This window comes from Arthrobacter sp. CAN_A212 (assembly GCF_015752345.1).
GTDB lineage: Bacteria > Actinomycetota > Actinomycetes > Actinomycetales > Micrococcaceae > Arthrobacter_D.
Map to the genome: position 1 here is coordinate 32,565 of NZ_JADOUT010000006.1, position 15,675 is coordinate 48,239.

Below are 15,675 nucleotides of genomic sequence, written 5' to 3' on the forward strand. Positions count from 1 at the left end.
TGCCCGGTCTTAGTTGCACCCCACAATCCGGTACAGCGACGCCTCCCCTTCGCGGTCCACCAGCTCAAAGCCGCCCGCCAGGGAGAGGTCAGTCAGGCCGGCGAAGGGAACCACCTGCCCGCCGTGCACGGAAGCCGTCCCGAAGTCCAGCACAAACGCTGTGTTGGTGCTGCGCACCGCGTCGCAGACCGAAGGGTTCAGCCGCATTGTGTCGAGATAGCCGAAGACGGTGCGGGCCTCCTCGGTGGCGGGATTGGTGCCGTAGGGGAGCAGCGACTGCCGGCCGGCGAAGGCGTAGGACAGCGAGGCGCCGGTCAAGGGGTTACCCGCGATCACCGCATCGGCTGGGACCTGCTCCGGGAGCCGTTCCAGCAGCGTCAGCTCATCGATGGTCAGCAGCCGGGAATCCTCGGTGTACCGGTAATGGAAGGCTGCCTCACTGACTGCGCGCTGTACCGCGAAGAGCGGTGCGACCGCCAGGCCGATCACCACGAGGACCGCCGACGCCGCCGGGAGGAACCACGCGGGCTCGGGGCTGCCCCGCCGGGCGCGTAGGCTCTGCAGACCCAGGATCAGTGTCTGGGCCAGTGCGACCCCGCCGATACTGGCCACCAGGATCCCCGCCGGCGCGAGCATGGCACTGATCCGGAAGTAATCGTTGTACCAGACGCCCGCGACAATCCACCGCAGTGTGGGGGCTTCCTGCCAGCTGCCGAGCACGAACAGTGCGCCAGCCACGAGGTACATGGCGATGACCCAACGATGGCTGCGCAGGTAGAGGACGACGGCGGCACCCACCGCGGTGAGCACCGTGACCAAAAGTGCCACCGGTCGTCCCAACGGGCCGTGGAACAGCACCTCCGAGACGGCTCCTCCAGCGTCGCCCATCTGTGCCCAGTTCTCGGCGCTGCTCCGTGCGGGCCGCACCGTCATCCACAGCACGGCGGTGAGCACCAAAAATGCCGCAGCCCCGGACGCCGCGGCCAGCCGACGTCGGCCGCTGCTGTTCCGGATCCGGGCGAACGCCACCGAAAGAACGGCCGGGGCAGCCAGCGCGAGGAGCCCCAGCAGGGACGAGGGGTGTGCCAGCAGCAGTCCCGGGAGGAGGCCCAGGAGCAGCAGGGCACTCCCGGAACGGGTGAGGGACACCTCGGTACCCGCGCGGATCAGCTGGATCACGAGTCCCAGCGCGGCGGGAAGGATGGCGATGGACAGCATGAACGGGTAGACCACGCCGAACTCGAGGAGCAGGTAGGGAAAGGAGCTGTAGGCGGTGGAGAGCACGCCTGCAACCAGGAGGGGAAGCGCGCGTTCACCGGTGAGACGGCTGACCAGGAACAGGCAACCGACGCTCCAGATGCCGGTGATCAGCACCAGGTTGGTCACATTGATTGCGGCGGTGAGGGGGATGCCGGCGGTGGCGATCACCAGGGAGACCACGGCGTGCCATCCCGCAGGGTAGAACGTGCCCTCCCGGGTTCCCAGGTACCCCAGGGTCAACGACGACGAATTGGCCGTTTCGGTGATGTACCGCAGGGCATTGAGGTGGAAGATGTTGTCGTGGGACTGGGCGATGTTTTCGGGTGCGCCGAACATCCAGAACATCACCGCAGCTACCGGCACCGCAGCAACGGCCCACGCGGTGAACACCAGCCACCAGCGGGCGGGCGGCTCGGCAGGCACGGGGGGACCATGAATCAGGTGCCCGAACTGTCGGCGCAGGAACCAGAGCGCTCCGGCGACAACCGCTGTGACGGCCAGCACCGGCGGTAGTGACCAGCCCACGCCGGCGAAGGCTGCGACCTCGGCGGACAGCACTACTGCGGTGATGCTGAAAGGCCCGGCGAGGGCCAGCAGGGTCAGCCGTCGCAGACCCAGCGCGGCACCCCAGGCCAGGCCGGGTCCAAACACGACGGCGAGTGCCACCACGAACGCCGGGAGGGTCGCTGCCCAGCTCATAGGCCCCCTCGGGTGATGGTCGGTGAACTCATCCGGCGGCCGCCGTGCTGGCGGGCTGGCAGTATGGGCAGTAATACAGGTCGCGCAGTTCCAGTTCGTTGTCCCCGAGCTGTTCCAGTGTGACCCGGGTGCCGCAGCGCAGGCAACCGCGGTGTTCCCTGCCGTACACCCACAGGGTGTTCCCCCTCAGATTCCCGGTGGTCGCCCGGGTGGACCGTGCCTTGTTGGCCTCCAGAAGTTTCTTCGCCAGCGCCACCATCCGGGGGAGGTCCCTGACTCCCGCCACCGGGGTCAGCGGGTGGACCCCGGCGAGGAAACACAGCTCACACCGATACACGTTCCCGATCCCCGCCAGGTTCCGCTGGTCCAGCAGGGCCAGCCCGATGGGGCGGTCCGGCTGGGTGCGGAGCCGGCGCAGCGCCTCCTCGGGATACCAGTCCGGGCCCAGCAGGTCCGGACCCAGATACCCCACAGCTTCTTCCTCGGCGGAGCGGGGGAGAACCTTCAGGAAACCCAGTTCAAAACCGACCGCTGCGGAGTCGGGGGTCTCCAGGATGCAGCGCGCCTTGAACGCCGGACGGCGCCACTTGGCCCCCTTGGCGTAGATATGCCACAGGCCCTCCATCTTCAGGTGCGAGTGGATGGTCCACCCGTCCTCGCCGCCCACCCGGATCAGCAGGTGCTTGCCCCTGGCCACCACGTTCTGCACCGTTTCGCCGGTGAAGTCCACCGTCGCGAACTTCGGGACCCGGATATCGCACCGGGTCAGTGTGCGGCCCGCGAGGGCCGCGTTCAGCTCGCGTGCCGCCCGCCAGACGGTATCCCCCTCAGGCACGAATCCTCAGTCCCCGCGGGGTGGAGTAGAAACCCGCAGCGGTGAGCGCGCGGCCCACCTCCGAGTCCAGCACCGGTTCCCCGTTGACCTTCTCGATTGCCATCTTCTCGGCCGCGCCGCGGCGGATGATGGCAACCAGGGCACCGGCCGCGGCGTGCAGCGCTGCCGAATCCTCGGTGAACGCCAGCACCGTCTTCCCGCCCCGCTCGACATACAGGGCCAGGCGCCCGTCCTGCAGAATCACCAGCGCGCCAGCTTTCCGGCCCGGACGGTGCCCGCCATCGGAGGAGGGCCACGCCAGAGCCGCCCCGTAGGGATTGGCCGGGTCCGTTGCCGCGAGGGCGATCGAGGACCGCACGACGCCGGGGTCCTCACCCGGGCGCCGTTCCTGCTGGGCGTCGGCGCCGAACGAGCGGAGCCGGTCAACGGTTGCGGGAACCGCGAACTGGGCGGCGCCGAGGTGTTCGATGAAATACCCGCGCCGGCACCGGCCCATCTCTTCGAGCCGGGCCAGGACTTTGTATTGCAGGCCGAAGCCGCCGGGGGTACCCTCGCTACCCACCGAGCCGCGGGTCACAACCCCGTACCGGTCCAGGAGGAGCTCGGCGGTGGCGTGCGCGTGGACGGTGGTCTCCGCTTCCACGGGTGGCAGCATGGTCCACCGTCCGGCCGCCATCGGCGGGGTGCTGCGCTGGTAGCCGCGGGCGCCGTCGTCGGCCCCTGACATCCGCAGGGAGGAACCGGTCAGCGATGCCCCGGGGGCACGACCGAGCCGTCCCAGACGGGAGGATCGCGCGCGGGGTGGGGCGGCACGCTGTTTGTGGGCGGTCTTGCCGCCGGCGAGCAGGCTGCGCACCGGAGTGAAGGTGTCGTTGCTGATCCGCCCGGCCCACACCAGTTCCCACAGGGCGTTGACCACCTCGGTGTCATTCAGGGGCGCTGTGGAGTCCAGGGACTCCACGAGCTGCCGGAAGAAATACGCGCCGCCCCGGTTCAGCAGCTCGAGCAGGTTCAGTTGCAGGGCGGAGGGGTCGAACACGGGGTCGGGGCGGAGGGTGAGCGGCGCGTTTTCCGCGAGGTGCAGAGCAATCCACCCGTCGTTGCCGGGCAGGGAACCGTCACCGGACCAGACCACCTCCCCGGTAGCCGTCAGCTCGTCAAGCATCGCCGGCGTGTAGTTGGCCACCCGGGACCCGAGGATCAGCGGTTCCCAGGCGGACGCGGGGATAGGCACCCCTGAAAGCTGGTCGACGACGGTGGCTACACCGTCAAGTCCGCGCAGGGTGGACCCGACATGCTGCCAGGCGGGAAGGAACCTTCCGTAGGCGGCGGGATCCACCGGTTCCACTTCCTGCCGGAGCGCGGCCAGGGAGCGGCGGCGGAGCCTGCGGAGCACCTCGACGTCGCACCATTCGCTGGGGGCCGCGGTGTGGGTGGTCTCCGAGGTGCTCTCCGGGAGGGAGGCAACCGGGCGGAACTCGCCCTCCACTACCCTGCCGTCGGCGGCGAGGCGTTGCAGGGCGGTCAGCACCACGGCAACACCCAGGCCCAGGCGCTGCGCCGTTTCGACGACCGTGAACGGCCCGTGGGTGCGAGCGTAGCGCCCCACCAGGTCCCCAAGGGGATCCGCGACAGGTTCAATGAACGCGAGCGGAATCCCCATCGGCAACGGGACGCCGAGCGCGTCGCGCAGCCTGGCGGCATCCTCGACCGCGGACCAGCGTTCCTCACCGGCGACGAACACCTGCAGCGCACGGTTGGCCTGCACCAGTTGTGTGAGCAACGGGCCCACCAGGTCGATGGCCGGGGTGTCGCCGGATTCTTCGGGAGTTTCGAAGCGCTCGGCCACCTCGCGGGTGGTCAGGGGCCCGAGGAGTCTGAGCAGGTCTGCCACCCCTTCAAGCCCACGCACCAGGCGGTCCGGGGCGAGACGCTGCAGTTCGCTTTCCGTGGAGGCGATCACCCCCGGGTCCAGGAGCTCACGCAGTTCGGCCCGTCCCAGAAGCTCGTTGAGCAGGGTGGGGTCCAGGGAGAGGGCGGCTGCCCGCCGTTCGGCCAGGGGCGAGTCCCCCTCGTAGAGGAACGACGCCACGTAGCCGAACAGCATGGAGCGGGCGAAGGGCGACGGCTGGGAGGTGGTGGTCTCCACGATCCGCAGTTCCCGGCGTTCAATGCTCGCGGCAATGTCCTTCAGGGCGGGTAGGTCGTAGACGTCCTGCAGGCATTCTCGGACCGTTTCGAGCACGATCGGGAACGTAGGGTACTTCCGGGCGACGTCGAGCAATTGTGCGGAACGCTGCCGCTGCTGCCAGAGCGGGGACCGTTTCCCCGGGTTCTGGCGGGGCAGCAGGAGGGCGCGGGCCGCACACTCGCGGAACCGTGAAGCGAAGAGGGCCGAGCCGCCCACCTCGGTGGTCACAATCCCGTCCAGCTCCTCGGCGTCGAACAGGAACAGCTCCGCCCCCGGCGGCTCGTCCTCCATCAGGGGTACCCGCAGCACGATCCCGTCGTCGGAGGCCATCGCCGAGCCGTCCATGCCGTACCGCTGCTCGAGGCGTGCCCCGACGGCGAGCGCCCAGGGGGCATGCACCGGCATGCCGAACGGGCTATGCAGAATGACCCGCCAGTCGCCGAGCTCGTCGTGGAATCGTTCGACCACCAGGGTTCGGTCGTTGGGCACGATTTCGGTGGCCGCCCGCTGTTCGGAGAGGTAGGTCAGGAGGTTGCCCGAGGCCCAGTCGTCCAGGCCGATCGCCTTGCACCGTGCCTGCGCGTCCTCGGGGGAGGCGAGGGACGTTTCTCGGACGAACGCGCCGACCGCGCGGCCCAGTTCCACGGGGCGGCCGAGAGAATCGCCTTTCCAGAACGGCAGCCTGCCCGGCTGTCCGAAGGCGGGGGAGACGAGCACCCGGTCGTGGGTGATGTCCTCGATCCGCCAACTGGTGGCGCCCAGGGCGAACACATCGCCCACCCGGGACTCGTAGACCATCTCCTCGTCGAGTTCACCGACCCGCCGTCCACCCTGTTTGCCGCCGGTCCCGGGTTCGGCGGAGCCCACCAGGAAGACGCCGAACAGGCCGCGGTCGGGAATGGTCCCGCCGGAGGTGACAGCCAGGCGCTGGGCGCCAGGTCTGCCGGTGATGGTGCCCTCCACCCGGTCCCAGATGATCCGCGGCCGCAGCTCGGCGAACTCGTCCGAGGGGTACCGGCCGGCGAGCAGGTCGAGGGTCGCGTCGAACGCCGAGCGGGGCAGGGTGGCAAACGGTGCGGAGCGGCGGACGACGTCGAACCATTCCTCCACGTCGATGGTGCCCAGGGCTGCGGCCGCCACCGTCTGCTGCGCCAGGATGTCCAGGGGGTTCGCGGGGATGTAGAGGGGCTCGATCTTCCCGGCGAGCATCCGCTCCACGGTGACCGCAGTGTTCACCAGGTCGCCGCGGTGCTTGGGGAAGAGGACACCCTGGGATACCTCACCCACCTGGTGCCCTGCGCGGCCCACCCGTTGCAGACCGCTGGCCACTGAGTAGGGCGACTCGACCTGGACCACCAGGTCAACGGCACCCATGTCGATGCCCAGCTCCAGCGACGACGTTGCCACCACGCAGCGCAACCGGCCGGATTTGAGGTCATCCTCGATCAGCGCCCGCTGGTCTTTGGACACCGACCCGTGGTGGGCCCGCGCCAGGAGCGGCTCAGTGCCGTCGGTCTGGCCGGCCTGGCCCATTAGCTGGGCGGGGGGCGCCTGCTCAGTCCGCTGCCCCGCGGGCCGTCCGGCGGCTGGGTCCGATTCGTCCGGTCCCGCAGCCCGCAGGGCTGCCGCTTCCAGCCGCTCGGCATGGATCTCGTTGAGGCGGGCGGTCAGCCGTTCGGCCAGCCGGCGGGAGTTGGCGAACACGATCGTCGAGCGGTTCGCCTGAATCAGGTCGACTATCTTCTCCTCGACGTGGGGCCAGATGCTTCCCTGCGGGACGGCCTCTGCGCCGTAGGCGTCGTCGTTGTCAGCCTCATTGCCCCCGTTTTGCGTCGGCGGCCCGCCCAGCTCGGTCATGTCCTCCACCGGCACCGTGACGGTGAGGTCCCACTGCTTTTTCGAGGGCGGGGCGACGATCTCCACCGGTGCATTGCCGCCCAGGAAGCGGGCCACCGTTTCCTTCGGTTCCACGGTGGCGGATAGCCCGATCCGCTGCACCGGCTTCTCCAGCAGCGCATCCAGCCGGGCCAGTGACACCGCAAGGTGTGCACCGCGCTTGGATCCCGCCACCGCGTGGACCTCATCGACGATGACGGTGTCGACGTCGGTGAGGGTTTCCCGCGCCTTGGACGTCAGCATCAGGAACAACGATTCCGGGGTGGTGATCAGGATGTCCGGGGGCCGGGTCAGCAGGGCCCGCCGGTCCGCCTGCGAGGTGTCGCCGGACCGCACCCCCACCGTGATGGACGGCGCGGGCAACCCCAACCGTTTGGCCGTCTGGGTGATCCCGATCATGGGGGCACGCAGATTGCGTTCGACGTCGACGCCGAGGGCCTTCAACGGCGAAATATAGAGGACCTTGGTGCCGCGCTTCTTCGCCGGCACGCCCTTGGTCGCCGGTTTGTCCGTGGCCGGTGTCCCCTTGGCTGGCGGCCCGGAGTCGTCGGTGCCGGCGGCGATGAACTTGTCCAGTGCCCACAGGAACGCCGCCAGGGTTTTGCCGGAGCCGGTGGGTGCGATCACCAGGGCGTTCGACCCCGCCGAGATAGCGTTCCAGGCCCCCTCCTGCGCGGAGGTGGGCGCGGCAAAGGCCCCGGCGAACCACTGATGGGTCGCGGGGGTGAACTTGTTCAGCACCGAGGTCACCGGTTTATCATCTCGCAGCCTGCTGACATTTTGTGACGCAGCGGGCGTAGGCTCCCGCGCCGCGGGCAAATGCGGGGTAGCTTTCAAGGTAGGACGCCCTGCTGCAGGAGGAAAGGCTCATACATGAGTGGCCAGGTAGGCAACAACTGGGTCCCATTGGCCGGAGTATCGGTGCTCTTTGTGGGTGGTGCTGTCGCGAGCTTGCTCGCGGGTGACAGCACCGGGGCCGTGGCCGCCTACTTCGTCGTTGCGACCCTGGTACTGATCCTCGTCGCCGGGCCGTGGCTGGTGCGCAACCCGCCGGCGATCAACGCGAACACGGGCACCTACCTGGTGCTGGCCGTCGCGTTGGAGCTGGGAGCCCTGCTCGGCGGATCAATCGGGGTGCTGCGTGGTCTTGGCGGGTGGATCGTGCTGGGCCTGGGCCTGGTGGCCTACGGCCTGCTGGAACGCGGCCGGGTCATGGTGACGGCCGGGGTTTTCGCCGTCGTTGCCGGCGTCGTGGCCGTCGTGGCGCACCAGACCTGGCTGACGCTGGCCCTCCAGTTGCTCACCGCCGCTGTCTTCGCCCTCGCGGCGGGGCGGCTGCGGCACCTGTTGCTGTCCCAGCGACACGCTACCGAGTCCGTCCCGGTTGCTGCCGCGGGCTAGCCCACCCAGCACCGACCTGCCCGTGCCGGCCGACTACTTTCGGAACGGCGCCCGCGGCATTGCTAACCTGCTGCATTCCTACATGGCAGCCATCGGGCCGATGGTCATCAGGACGATGTCCTCGGCTGCGCAACCAACCGATTCCTGGAGCGCGATCAGGGAATCTGTGGCGCCCGGCGGATAGATGCGCACACCGGTGGTGTCGGTGAGGTCGCAGGCGTCCCCGTAGTTCTGGGCATTCGTCTGCAAGAGGGTAGAGATTGCCGATTGGCCCGGCTCCAGGACCACGGTGGGGACCTCGACGCCGGGTTCCCGGTCAGCGGGGGCGCCCACCTGTGCCTCAGCCGCATCCACGTAGGACACGCCCGGGTAGCCGGTCATGGTGCATTCCGCGTCCGAGGTGTTCGAGAGGATGAGGGTGCGCTCCACCGTCCCGGCGCCGCCCGCACCCATGGGGGTCTCCACCACCGCGGAGAGATCTGCCGCGGCGCACATCCCGGCCTCGGCCGGCTCGGTAGCAGACGGCCCCTCGGAGGCTTCCGCGGTGGGGGTGGCAGAGGTCGCCGGTCCGGGAGAGGCCGACTCGCTTTGTGCTTCGGTGGGCTCTTCCGCCGGCTCTTCAGAGGACTCGGCCGAGGTGCTGACCTCGGCCGCGGGCGCAGTGGTGTCCTGGACGGCGGGGTCTGATGTTCCACAGCCCGCGAGTAAAGCGATGGTGCTCAGGGCCGCGAGGACGGCAGCGGCTTTGGACGAAGTCCGTGTGTGGATACCCATTGACTCACCATCGCCGTTGATCGCCCCTGCGTCAATCGGCCGCGGTACTTCGCAGCCGATTGACGCAGGGATCGTTACGGACAGTTACTTGGTGCTGCGGGTCCGGACCAGGGCCAGTACGCCAGCGACCAGGCCGAGCAGCCCGGCGGCGAGAGCCACCCAGAGGACCGGCTGGTTGGTGGTGGACTCGGTGGCGGAGGCCTGCTCGGCGTCAGCAGCCTCGGCCTCGTCGGCCGCTTCCGTGCTGTGATGTCCGCCCTCTTCGGTCTCGGCCGTGGTGACGAAGGACGGAGCGGGGCTCTCGGGCTCCTCCGCGCCTTCCTCGGCGACCTCATCCCAGCTGGACACACTGCCATCAGAGTAGGTCTGGATGGCAGGCAGCGTCACGGTGGTTCCTTCCTCCGGGAGTCGCCCGACCGACAGGGAGAAGATCTGGTATTCGTCGGCCGTGAGCTGGTCTTCCTCACTGTCCGCCGTCCAGATCACCGACAACACACCCTCGGTGACGGTGGCGCCATCGATTTCCACGGGCTCCGGAAGTTCGCCACGGACTACTTCGGCGGTCCAGCCCTCGACTGGCTTTGCCCGGACCGAGGTGAAGGGTGAATCGGTCGGCAACTGGACCTCAATTTTCTCGGTCAGTGCGGTGTCCGACTCGCTGGGCACCGAAAAGTTGAGCTGCGTGTAACCGCCGGCAGTCGTGCTGGCCGGGCTGACGTTCACGTGTGCTGACGCTGGGCCGAGGCCTAGCGCCATGAGGCCGGCAGTGGTGACGGCGAGCGCGGAGGTGGTGACAGTTCGGCGTGCTGAAGTCTTCATGGAATTGCCTTTCTGGATGCTGTCCGGGCGCATGGCGCTCTCAGGCAGCGAAAAATGGGTGGGGTGATGTGTGCACCCCGGCCGTCCGGTGGATCAGGCGGGGGAAAGAGCTGGGACGGTCCTCAACGGTGGGCCACGCAGCGGCGGAACGTCCCGGAAGGCTCGGGCGGACCGGCGGACGGGGGCGGGCGGAAATAGCGGGATCCGCGGTGCTGGGACGGGGCCGACGACGTCGGGCAGCCTCAACAGTGGGACAAGCCAGGACGCTGCCAGCCGTGCCGCGGACTCGCCCCGTTGCAGCATGAACCCGGTGGCGACGACGGCCAGCGCATGGAGGGCGAGCATCCACACGTCGGTGTGGGCGGAGGCCGCATGGGCGTGCGCGCTGTTGGGGAGGCAGCTGACTGACTGGACGGCGTAGTGCCGGGCCGGTGCGGCGACGCAGGCTGAAGTGGTGGAGGCGAGACTGAAGGCAGTGTGCAGGAGCCACTGACCCAGCCCGAGAACCAGAAGGAGGGCGGGTAGCGATAGAGCCTTTTTGGCGATGACAGTCACTGCTAAGAGCGTTGCCGAACCCAGCACGGCAACGATCAACGGGGCGGGGAGATGTCCCCCACCGATCACGTGCGCCCCGGCAGCAAGGGAGAGGACAACCACTGACGTCGCCAGAGAACGGGCCAGGCGGGAGAAAGGCGATGCGCCGTTCATAGTTCCCCCTGGATCAAGTGGTTGTCCGCACTTTTACTGCAGCTGTTGGGCTACCCGCCCCACCTAAGAGTATTCGACGCGGTGGGGTGCTCGGCTTGGTGGAACGGGGCTACTCGTGGTGGTAGGGCCGACCGCCGGCAATCTCCTGCGCACGGTAGAGCTGCTCGGCGAGGATCAACCGCACCAGCTGGTGGGGAAACACAAGGGGGGAGAGGGACCACACCAGATTGGCCCGGGCATGCACCGACGGGTCCACGCCATAGGCTCCGCCAATAATCATGACCACCGTGCGGGCGTTATCAATGGGTTGCTGCAGGGTGCGGGCCAAGCCCGGCGAGTCCAGGGCTTTGCCCCGTTCGTCGAGCAGGATCACAAAGTCATCGACCGTGAGTTTCGCCAGCAGCCGCTCGGACTCTTCCCGGCGGGCTGCATCGTTTTCCCGCGACGAATGAGCGATCAGCTGCCAGCCCAGGTCGAACGGCTTCTTGAGGCGCTTCTCGTACCGCGCGATGCCGTCGCTGACCCACGCCTCGTGCTTCTTGCCGACCGCCAGAATCTTTAGTGCCACAGCCCACACGATACAAGGAGGGGCCCGCCGGTGGAGAATGAGGTGATGGCCCACCGACAGCGCGAAACGGCTCGCGTACCGGAAGACAAGACCTGCGTATCCTGCGGGCGACGGATTCAATGGCGGGCCAAGTGGACCTCGAACTGGGACGAGGTCCGCTATTGCTCCGCCGACTGCCGACGCCGCGGGGTGACCCAGATTGATCAGGAGCTGGAAGCCCGGATCCTCACCCTGTTGAGGGCGGCATCGAGCATCGGCTCGGCGGACGCCGCGCACGCGGTGGGTGGTGACGGCTGGCGGGACCTTGTCGAGCCCGCGCGGCGAGCAGCCCGGCGGCTGGTGAGCACTGGCCAGATCCAGATCGTCCAGAACGGGTCAGTGGTCGATCCGTCCACTGCGAAAGGGCCCTTCCGTATCCGTAGGACGCGGTAATTACGCCTGAATTCACGTCAGACATCGAAACCTGTCGATGCCATACAGTATTGTGGCTCCCACGAGGACCACTCACATCACGGGCTTGAAACTAGGGGCGACACATGACGAATCATTCCGACGAGCGTGCGGACCGCGTGCTTCCTGCTGTGCTGTTTGTGTGCGTCAAGAACGGCGGTAAGTCCCAAATGGCTGCCGGCCTGATGAAGCATGAGGCGGGCGTCCAGGTCCTCGTCTCATCGGCCGGTATCAAGCCGGGTGCGGCAATCAACGCCCTCTCGACCGAGGTCCTGATTGATCTGGGTATCGATATCAGTGGCGAAAAACCCACGCTGCTTACCGAAGACAACATGCGTGCCGCGGGACTTGTCGTGGTGTTGGGGACCGAAGCCCAGGTGCCTGCCGTTGACGGGGTTGCAGTGGAGGTGTGGGACACCGACGAGCCCTCACTGCGGGGAATCGAAGGCCGCGACCGGATGGAGTTGGTCCGTGATGACATCCACGCCAGGGTCCGGGATCTCAGGGACCGCCTGCTCCCAGCGGACTAGTACCGGGCCAAACAGGGCGGTCTGTGGGCGGTAGCTGGCCGAGCGGCGTCGTACTCGGTGGGATCCGGTGCCGGCATCATCGATCAGTTAAAGCGAAAGGCCCTCGAATCTCCGGTAAACCAGGAGATCGAGGGCCTTTCTGAGTGGCGGTGACGGTGGGATTTGAACCCACGTTGGCTTTCACCAAACAACATTTCGAGTGTTGCACCTTCGGCCGCTCGGACACGTCACCAACGCGTCCACACTACCGGCTGGCGGGCCCAAGCCCCAAAACGGCTAGAGGTCGACGACCTCGTTCTTGCCTGGATCGGCGCGCTCGCCGGTGATCAGGCCCTTGGCGATCTTGAATGCCGAGACGATCTTCGGGGAGTCGAGGGTCCAGTATTCGGCGGTGTCGGCGTCGACCTTGATCAGGGCAACCGATGTGTCGTCCTTGCCGTTCTCGAACCATGGCTCCACCGACGCGCTCCACAGCTCGTCGATCTTCGCTCGGTCCTTTGTCACAGAGGCTGTGCCGGTGATCGAGACGTAGCCCTTGCCGCTGCTGACCGAGACGTTTACCTGAGGGTTGGTGCGAATCTCGGCGGTCTTTGGTGATGGGTCCTCGGTGAAGAACCACAGATCGCCGTCGAACTCGGTTTTCTGTACGGCGAGTGGGCGGCTGACCAGCTGGCCCTCACCGTTGATAGTGGTGAGGATCGCGATGTCCGCGTCCTTCAAGACCTTGTGAAGTTCTTTCATGCCATCCTGCTGCGCGTTCATCAAGTGCTCCTTAAACTGTGCGGCTGTACCGGATTTAGTCAGCCTACGCACTACCTTTGTTCAGCGACACCGACTCAGCGGGGAGCGAAATTGATTACCGGCTCGGCGGCCTACCGTTCCCGGCGGTGGGCAGCGAAAAAGCTGCGCAGCAGCTCGGCACATTCATTCTCACGCACCCCAGGGATGACCTCGGTCCAGTGGTTGAGCCGCCGTTCGCGGAGGACGTCGAAAACCGACCCGGACGCCCCGGCCTTGGGATCCCAGGCCCCGAACACCACGCGGGGAATACGTGCCAACACGGACGCCCCGGCGCACATGGCGCATGGCTCCAGCGTGACCACCAGGGTGCAGTCATCCAGCCGCCAACTGCCTGTGGCCGCCGCCGCACGCCGCAGGGCCAGCACCTCCGCATGGGCGGTCGGGTCGCCGGACGCCTCCCGCTCGTTCCAGCCGGTGCCCAGTACCGTTCCGTCAGGGCCGACGACGACGGCGCCGATCGGCACGTCAGCCGTCTGTTCGGCCCGCCGCGCAGCGTCAAGGGCGAGGCCCATCCACAGGGAATGGAGTGGGCTGGCTCCGGGGGAGGTTCGAGGCATGTCCCCAATGATACTTTTGAGCTATGCGCGTACTGGTTGTAGATCATCCCCTTGTAGCCCACAAACTCACAGTCCTCCGGGACAAGGACACGGCTTCACCGGTGTTCCGGCAGCTGACGGAGGAGCTGGTCACGTTGCTCGCCTACGAGGCGACCCGCAACGTCCGGGTGGAACCCGTCGAGATTGAAACCCCCGTGACAACAGCCATCGGAACCGGACTCGTGAAGCCCACTCCACTGGTGGTCCCGATTCTCCGCGCTGGCCTGGGCATGCTGGAGGGAATGACCCGTCTGGTCCCCACCGCCGAAGTGGGCTTCCTGGGCATGGCCCGCAACGAGGAAACCCTGGAGGCCATCACCTACGCCGAACGGCTGCCCGATGACCTGACCGGGAGGCAGGTCTTTGTTCTTGATCCGATGCTGGCCACCGGCGGCACCCTGCGTGAAGCCATCAAGTTCCTCTTCAAGCGCGGCGCGGCCGATGTCACCTGCATCTGCCTGCTGGCTGCACCGGAAGGACTTGCAGCCCTGCAGGCAGAACTCGAGGACGCGAAAGTCACCATCGTTCTGGCCTCCATTGACGAGAAGCTTAACGAAAACGCCTACATCGTGCCGGGCCTCGGCGACGCTGGCGACCGCCTGTACGGCGTGGTCGGCTAGCTCTTCCCAACGGAGCTCCTCGCCCGGGTTGGGTCGGCAGTGTGTCTCCCAACCGCGGTGGGAGTGATCATCCCTCGCGCGAGCGCTGGCCACTCTGGACGAATATCGCGTTTCTGGACGTAGGTGTGGACAAAAGTGATACTCGCAGCAGGCTTAGGGTTGCCCACGAACAGTTTGTCCAGCCCGAATGTGGGCAGCAGTATGCCCAATAATGCTTTGTTACTTGCGCGTAAAGGAATGTGACGTGCAATAATCGGTAACGTGTTTACCCACTCATCGGCATCTCCAGCCGCATTCTCCACAGCAGGCGCCAAGCCTGCCCGTGGGGCGCGCTGGTGTCGAATGCACGCGTAACGGCTCACCCCCACCCGTACGCACTCCTAGTCCAACGGCGGGCTCCATTGAAGCCATCTCGACCGGGCACACCCCCGCATTCGTGCCGTGATGACGGCCATTCACGTAGAGGCAAGCAATATGTCAGTAGCATCTGGATACGTCCACATCTCACTTCGCAACGCTCAGAATCGCGGCACGCTCCAGGCCCGCTCCTACCAGCCGCGGCCGTCCTTTGTTCCCTATGGTGAACTGCCCGCGCAGGACCCGCCGACGCCAAAATATCGGCCCCTGCAGGCGGTGCCGGGCTCAGCCGACGGCTCACACACTGACACGGCACCCACCCCTGTCGTCACCCCGAACGGGATCCCCGGACCGCAATCGGTCAGCGGAGACACCACCGCCCGCGGCTTTGTCCTGTATGTGGCACTCGACGAGGAGACCGCCGCCGCGAACGGAACAACCCTGACCAGGCTGGCCCAGGATGTCCGGGCCCACGTCCGCTCCCTTGTACCGCAGGCCCAGAGTCACGCCGCAGTGGCGCTTGCCCCGGCGGATGCCGTCGGCAGCGATATCGACGTCGTCAGGCAGGCCCTCGGCGATCCGACAGTCACCCGCCGGGCACCTGCGGCCCCCGCCCAGCCGGCCGCGTCGCGTCCGACCGGGGTGCTGATCGATCTGTCCCGCCGTGAGGTCCATCTCGATGGCGACACTCTGAACCTGACTTTCAAAGAGTTCGAGCTCCTCAACTACCTCGTCGAAAATGCGACGCGGACGGTTGGTCGCGAGGAACTCCTTAGCGGGCTGTGGCGCAACGCCGAGGAAGTACCCAACGAGCGAACGATCGACGTCCACATCCGGAGACTGCGTTCCAAGCTCGGCCGACTAGCCAATACGGTTCGGACGGTTCGCGGCCAGGGCTACCGGTTTTACGAGCATCCCGAAGTAATCGTCTGGGCTGCCCCCGAATACTCCATTTAGACCGTCAGAGGTTTTGGCTCCGTGGAGGGGTTCCCAACCCGTGGCGTAAATGGTAGCCTTCGGAAATCTTGTCATTGGGACGACTGTTGGGAGTCTGTCGTCCACGTAGATGAGATGAGCCGGGTAACCAGTGGCTGCAGAAGCGGAAGATTTCACCATTCCCTGCGCCCGGTGGGCGTGGGGCGGTGTTTAAAGAGGCGGTAGTAGCTGCCA

General features: G+C 66.9%; 14 protein-coding genes and 1 tRNA gene. 5 read left to right on the plus strand and 10 right to left on the minus strand.

From position 1 onward, the window contains the following. Positions 1–9: 9 nt before the first annotated feature. Genes IWX64_RS06785 through IWX64_RS06795 form a run of 3 tightly spaced genes read right to left on the minus strand, consistent with a single transcriptional unit; the run spans position 10 to position 7,631 of the window. Positions 10–1,959 (minus strand): DUF6541 family protein, encoded by a 1,950-nt coding sequence (locus IWX64_RS06785; protein ID WP_196866397.1) that lies wholly within the window; start codon positions 1,957–1,959, stop codon positions 10–12. Between the two features lie 28 nt (positions 1,960–1,987). Continuing rightward, positions 1,988–2,794, minus strand: a complete 807-nt coding sequence (locus tag IWX64_RS06790; RefSeq protein ID WP_196866398.1) for an Fpg/Nei family DNA glycosylase — start codon at positions 2,792–2,794, stop codon at positions 1,988–1,990. Continuing rightward, entirely contained in the window at positions 2,787–7,631 is a 4,845-nt protein-coding gene (locus IWX64_RS06795) for an ATP-dependent helicase (protein ID WP_196866399.1), read from the minus strand. The genes IWX64_RS06790 and IWX64_RS06795 overlap by 8 nt, the downstream gene beginning before the upstream one ends. Positions 7,632–7,754: 123 nt before the next feature. On the opposite strand from IWX64_RS06795, the gene IWX64_RS06800 reads away from it, so the two are divergent. Beyond that, entirely contained in the window at positions 7,755–8,282 is a 528-nt protein-coding gene (locus IWX64_RS06800) for a hypothetical protein (protein ID WP_196866400.1), read from the plus strand. Positions 8,283–8,360: 78 nt separating this feature from the next. Here the strand turns inward: IWX64_RS06800 and IWX64_RS06805 are convergent, their stop codons facing one another. The 4 genes from IWX64_RS06805 to rlmH all read right to left on the minus strand — a co-directional run bounded on the left by IWX64_RS06805 (position 8,361) and on the right by rlmH (position 11,151). Next, a complete protein-coding gene (locus tag IWX64_RS06805) occupies positions 8,361–9,056 on the minus strand; it encodes a DUF4232 domain-containing protein (protein ID WP_196866401.1) in 696 nt (231 codons plus the stop codon). Between the two features lie 84 nt (positions 9,057–9,140). Further along, on the minus strand, positions 9,141–9,875 hold the full coding sequence (locus IWX64_RS06810) for a YcnI family copper-binding membrane protein (protein WP_196866402.1): 735 nt from the start codon (positions 9,873–9,875) through the stop codon (positions 9,141–9,143). 93 nt (positions 9,876–9,968) lie between these two features. Beyond that, positions 9,969–10,583: a hypothetical protein gene (locus IWX64_RS06815; protein ID WP_196866403.1), complete on the minus strand. Its 615-nt coding sequence runs from the start codon at positions 10,581–10,583 to the stop codon at positions 9,969–9,971. Between the two features lie 109 nt (positions 10,584–10,692). Further along, positions 10,693–11,151, minus strand: a complete 459-nt coding sequence (gene rlmH / locus IWX64_RS06820; RefSeq protein WP_196866404.1) for a 23S rRNA (pseudouridine(1915)-N(3))-methyltransferase RlmH — start codon at positions 11,149–11,151, stop codon at positions 10,693–10,695. A 45-nt stretch (positions 11,152–11,196) separates the two neighbouring features. Between rlmH and IWX64_RS06825 the strand changes: the two genes are divergently transcribed. Together IWX64_RS06825 and IWX64_RS06830 are read left to right on the plus strand one after the other, a co-directional pair. Continuing rightward, on the plus strand, positions 11,197–11,583 hold the full coding sequence (locus IWX64_RS06825; protein ID WP_196866405.1) for a DUF3253 domain-containing protein: 387 nt from the start codon (positions 11,197–11,199) through the stop codon (positions 11,581–11,583). A gap of 104 nt (positions 11,584–11,687) precedes the next feature. After that, positions 11,688–12,131 carry an arsenate-mycothiol transferase ArsC gene (locus tag IWX64_RS06830; RefSeq protein ID WP_196866406.1) on the plus strand — a complete coding sequence of 148 codons (444 nt, stop codon included), beginning with the start codon at positions 11,688–11,690 and terminating at the stop codon, positions 12,129–12,131. A gap of 144 nt (positions 12,132–12,275) precedes the next feature. Here the strand turns inward: IWX64_RS06830 and IWX64_RS06835 are convergent. From IWX64_RS06835 to tadA, 3 genes are all read right to left on the minus strand, one after another. Continuing rightward, positions 12,276–12,363, minus strand: a tRNA-Ser gene (locus tag IWX64_RS06835). A gap of 44 nt (positions 12,364–12,407) precedes the next feature. Next, on the minus strand, positions 12,408–12,893 hold the full coding sequence (locus IWX64_RS06840) for a pyridoxamine 5'-phosphate oxidase family protein (protein ID WP_196866407.1): 486 nt from the start codon (positions 12,891–12,893) through the stop codon (positions 12,408–12,410). 110 nt (positions 12,894–13,003) lie between these two features. Beyond that, positions 13,004–13,489, minus strand: a complete 486-nt coding sequence (tadA, locus tag IWX64_RS06845) for a tRNA adenosine(34) deaminase TadA (protein WP_196866408.1) — start codon at positions 13,487–13,489, stop codon at positions 13,004–13,006. Between the two features lie 23 nt (positions 13,490–13,512). Between tadA and upp the strand changes: the two genes are divergently transcribed. Together upp and IWX64_RS06855 are read left to right on the plus strand one after the other, a co-directional pair. After that, on the plus strand, positions 13,513–14,148 hold the full coding sequence (gene upp, locus IWX64_RS06850) for a uracil phosphoribosyltransferase (RefSeq protein ID WP_196866409.1): 636 nt from the start codon (positions 13,513–13,515) through the stop codon (positions 14,146–14,148). Positions 14,149–14,622: 474 nt separating this feature from the next. Continuing rightward, positions 14,623–15,462: a winged helix-turn-helix domain-containing protein gene (locus tag IWX64_RS06855; protein WP_196866410.1), complete on the plus strand. Its 840-nt coding sequence runs from the start codon at positions 14,623–14,625 to the stop codon at positions 15,460–15,462. The last annotated feature ends 213 nt before the right edge of the window (positions 15,463–15,675 follow it).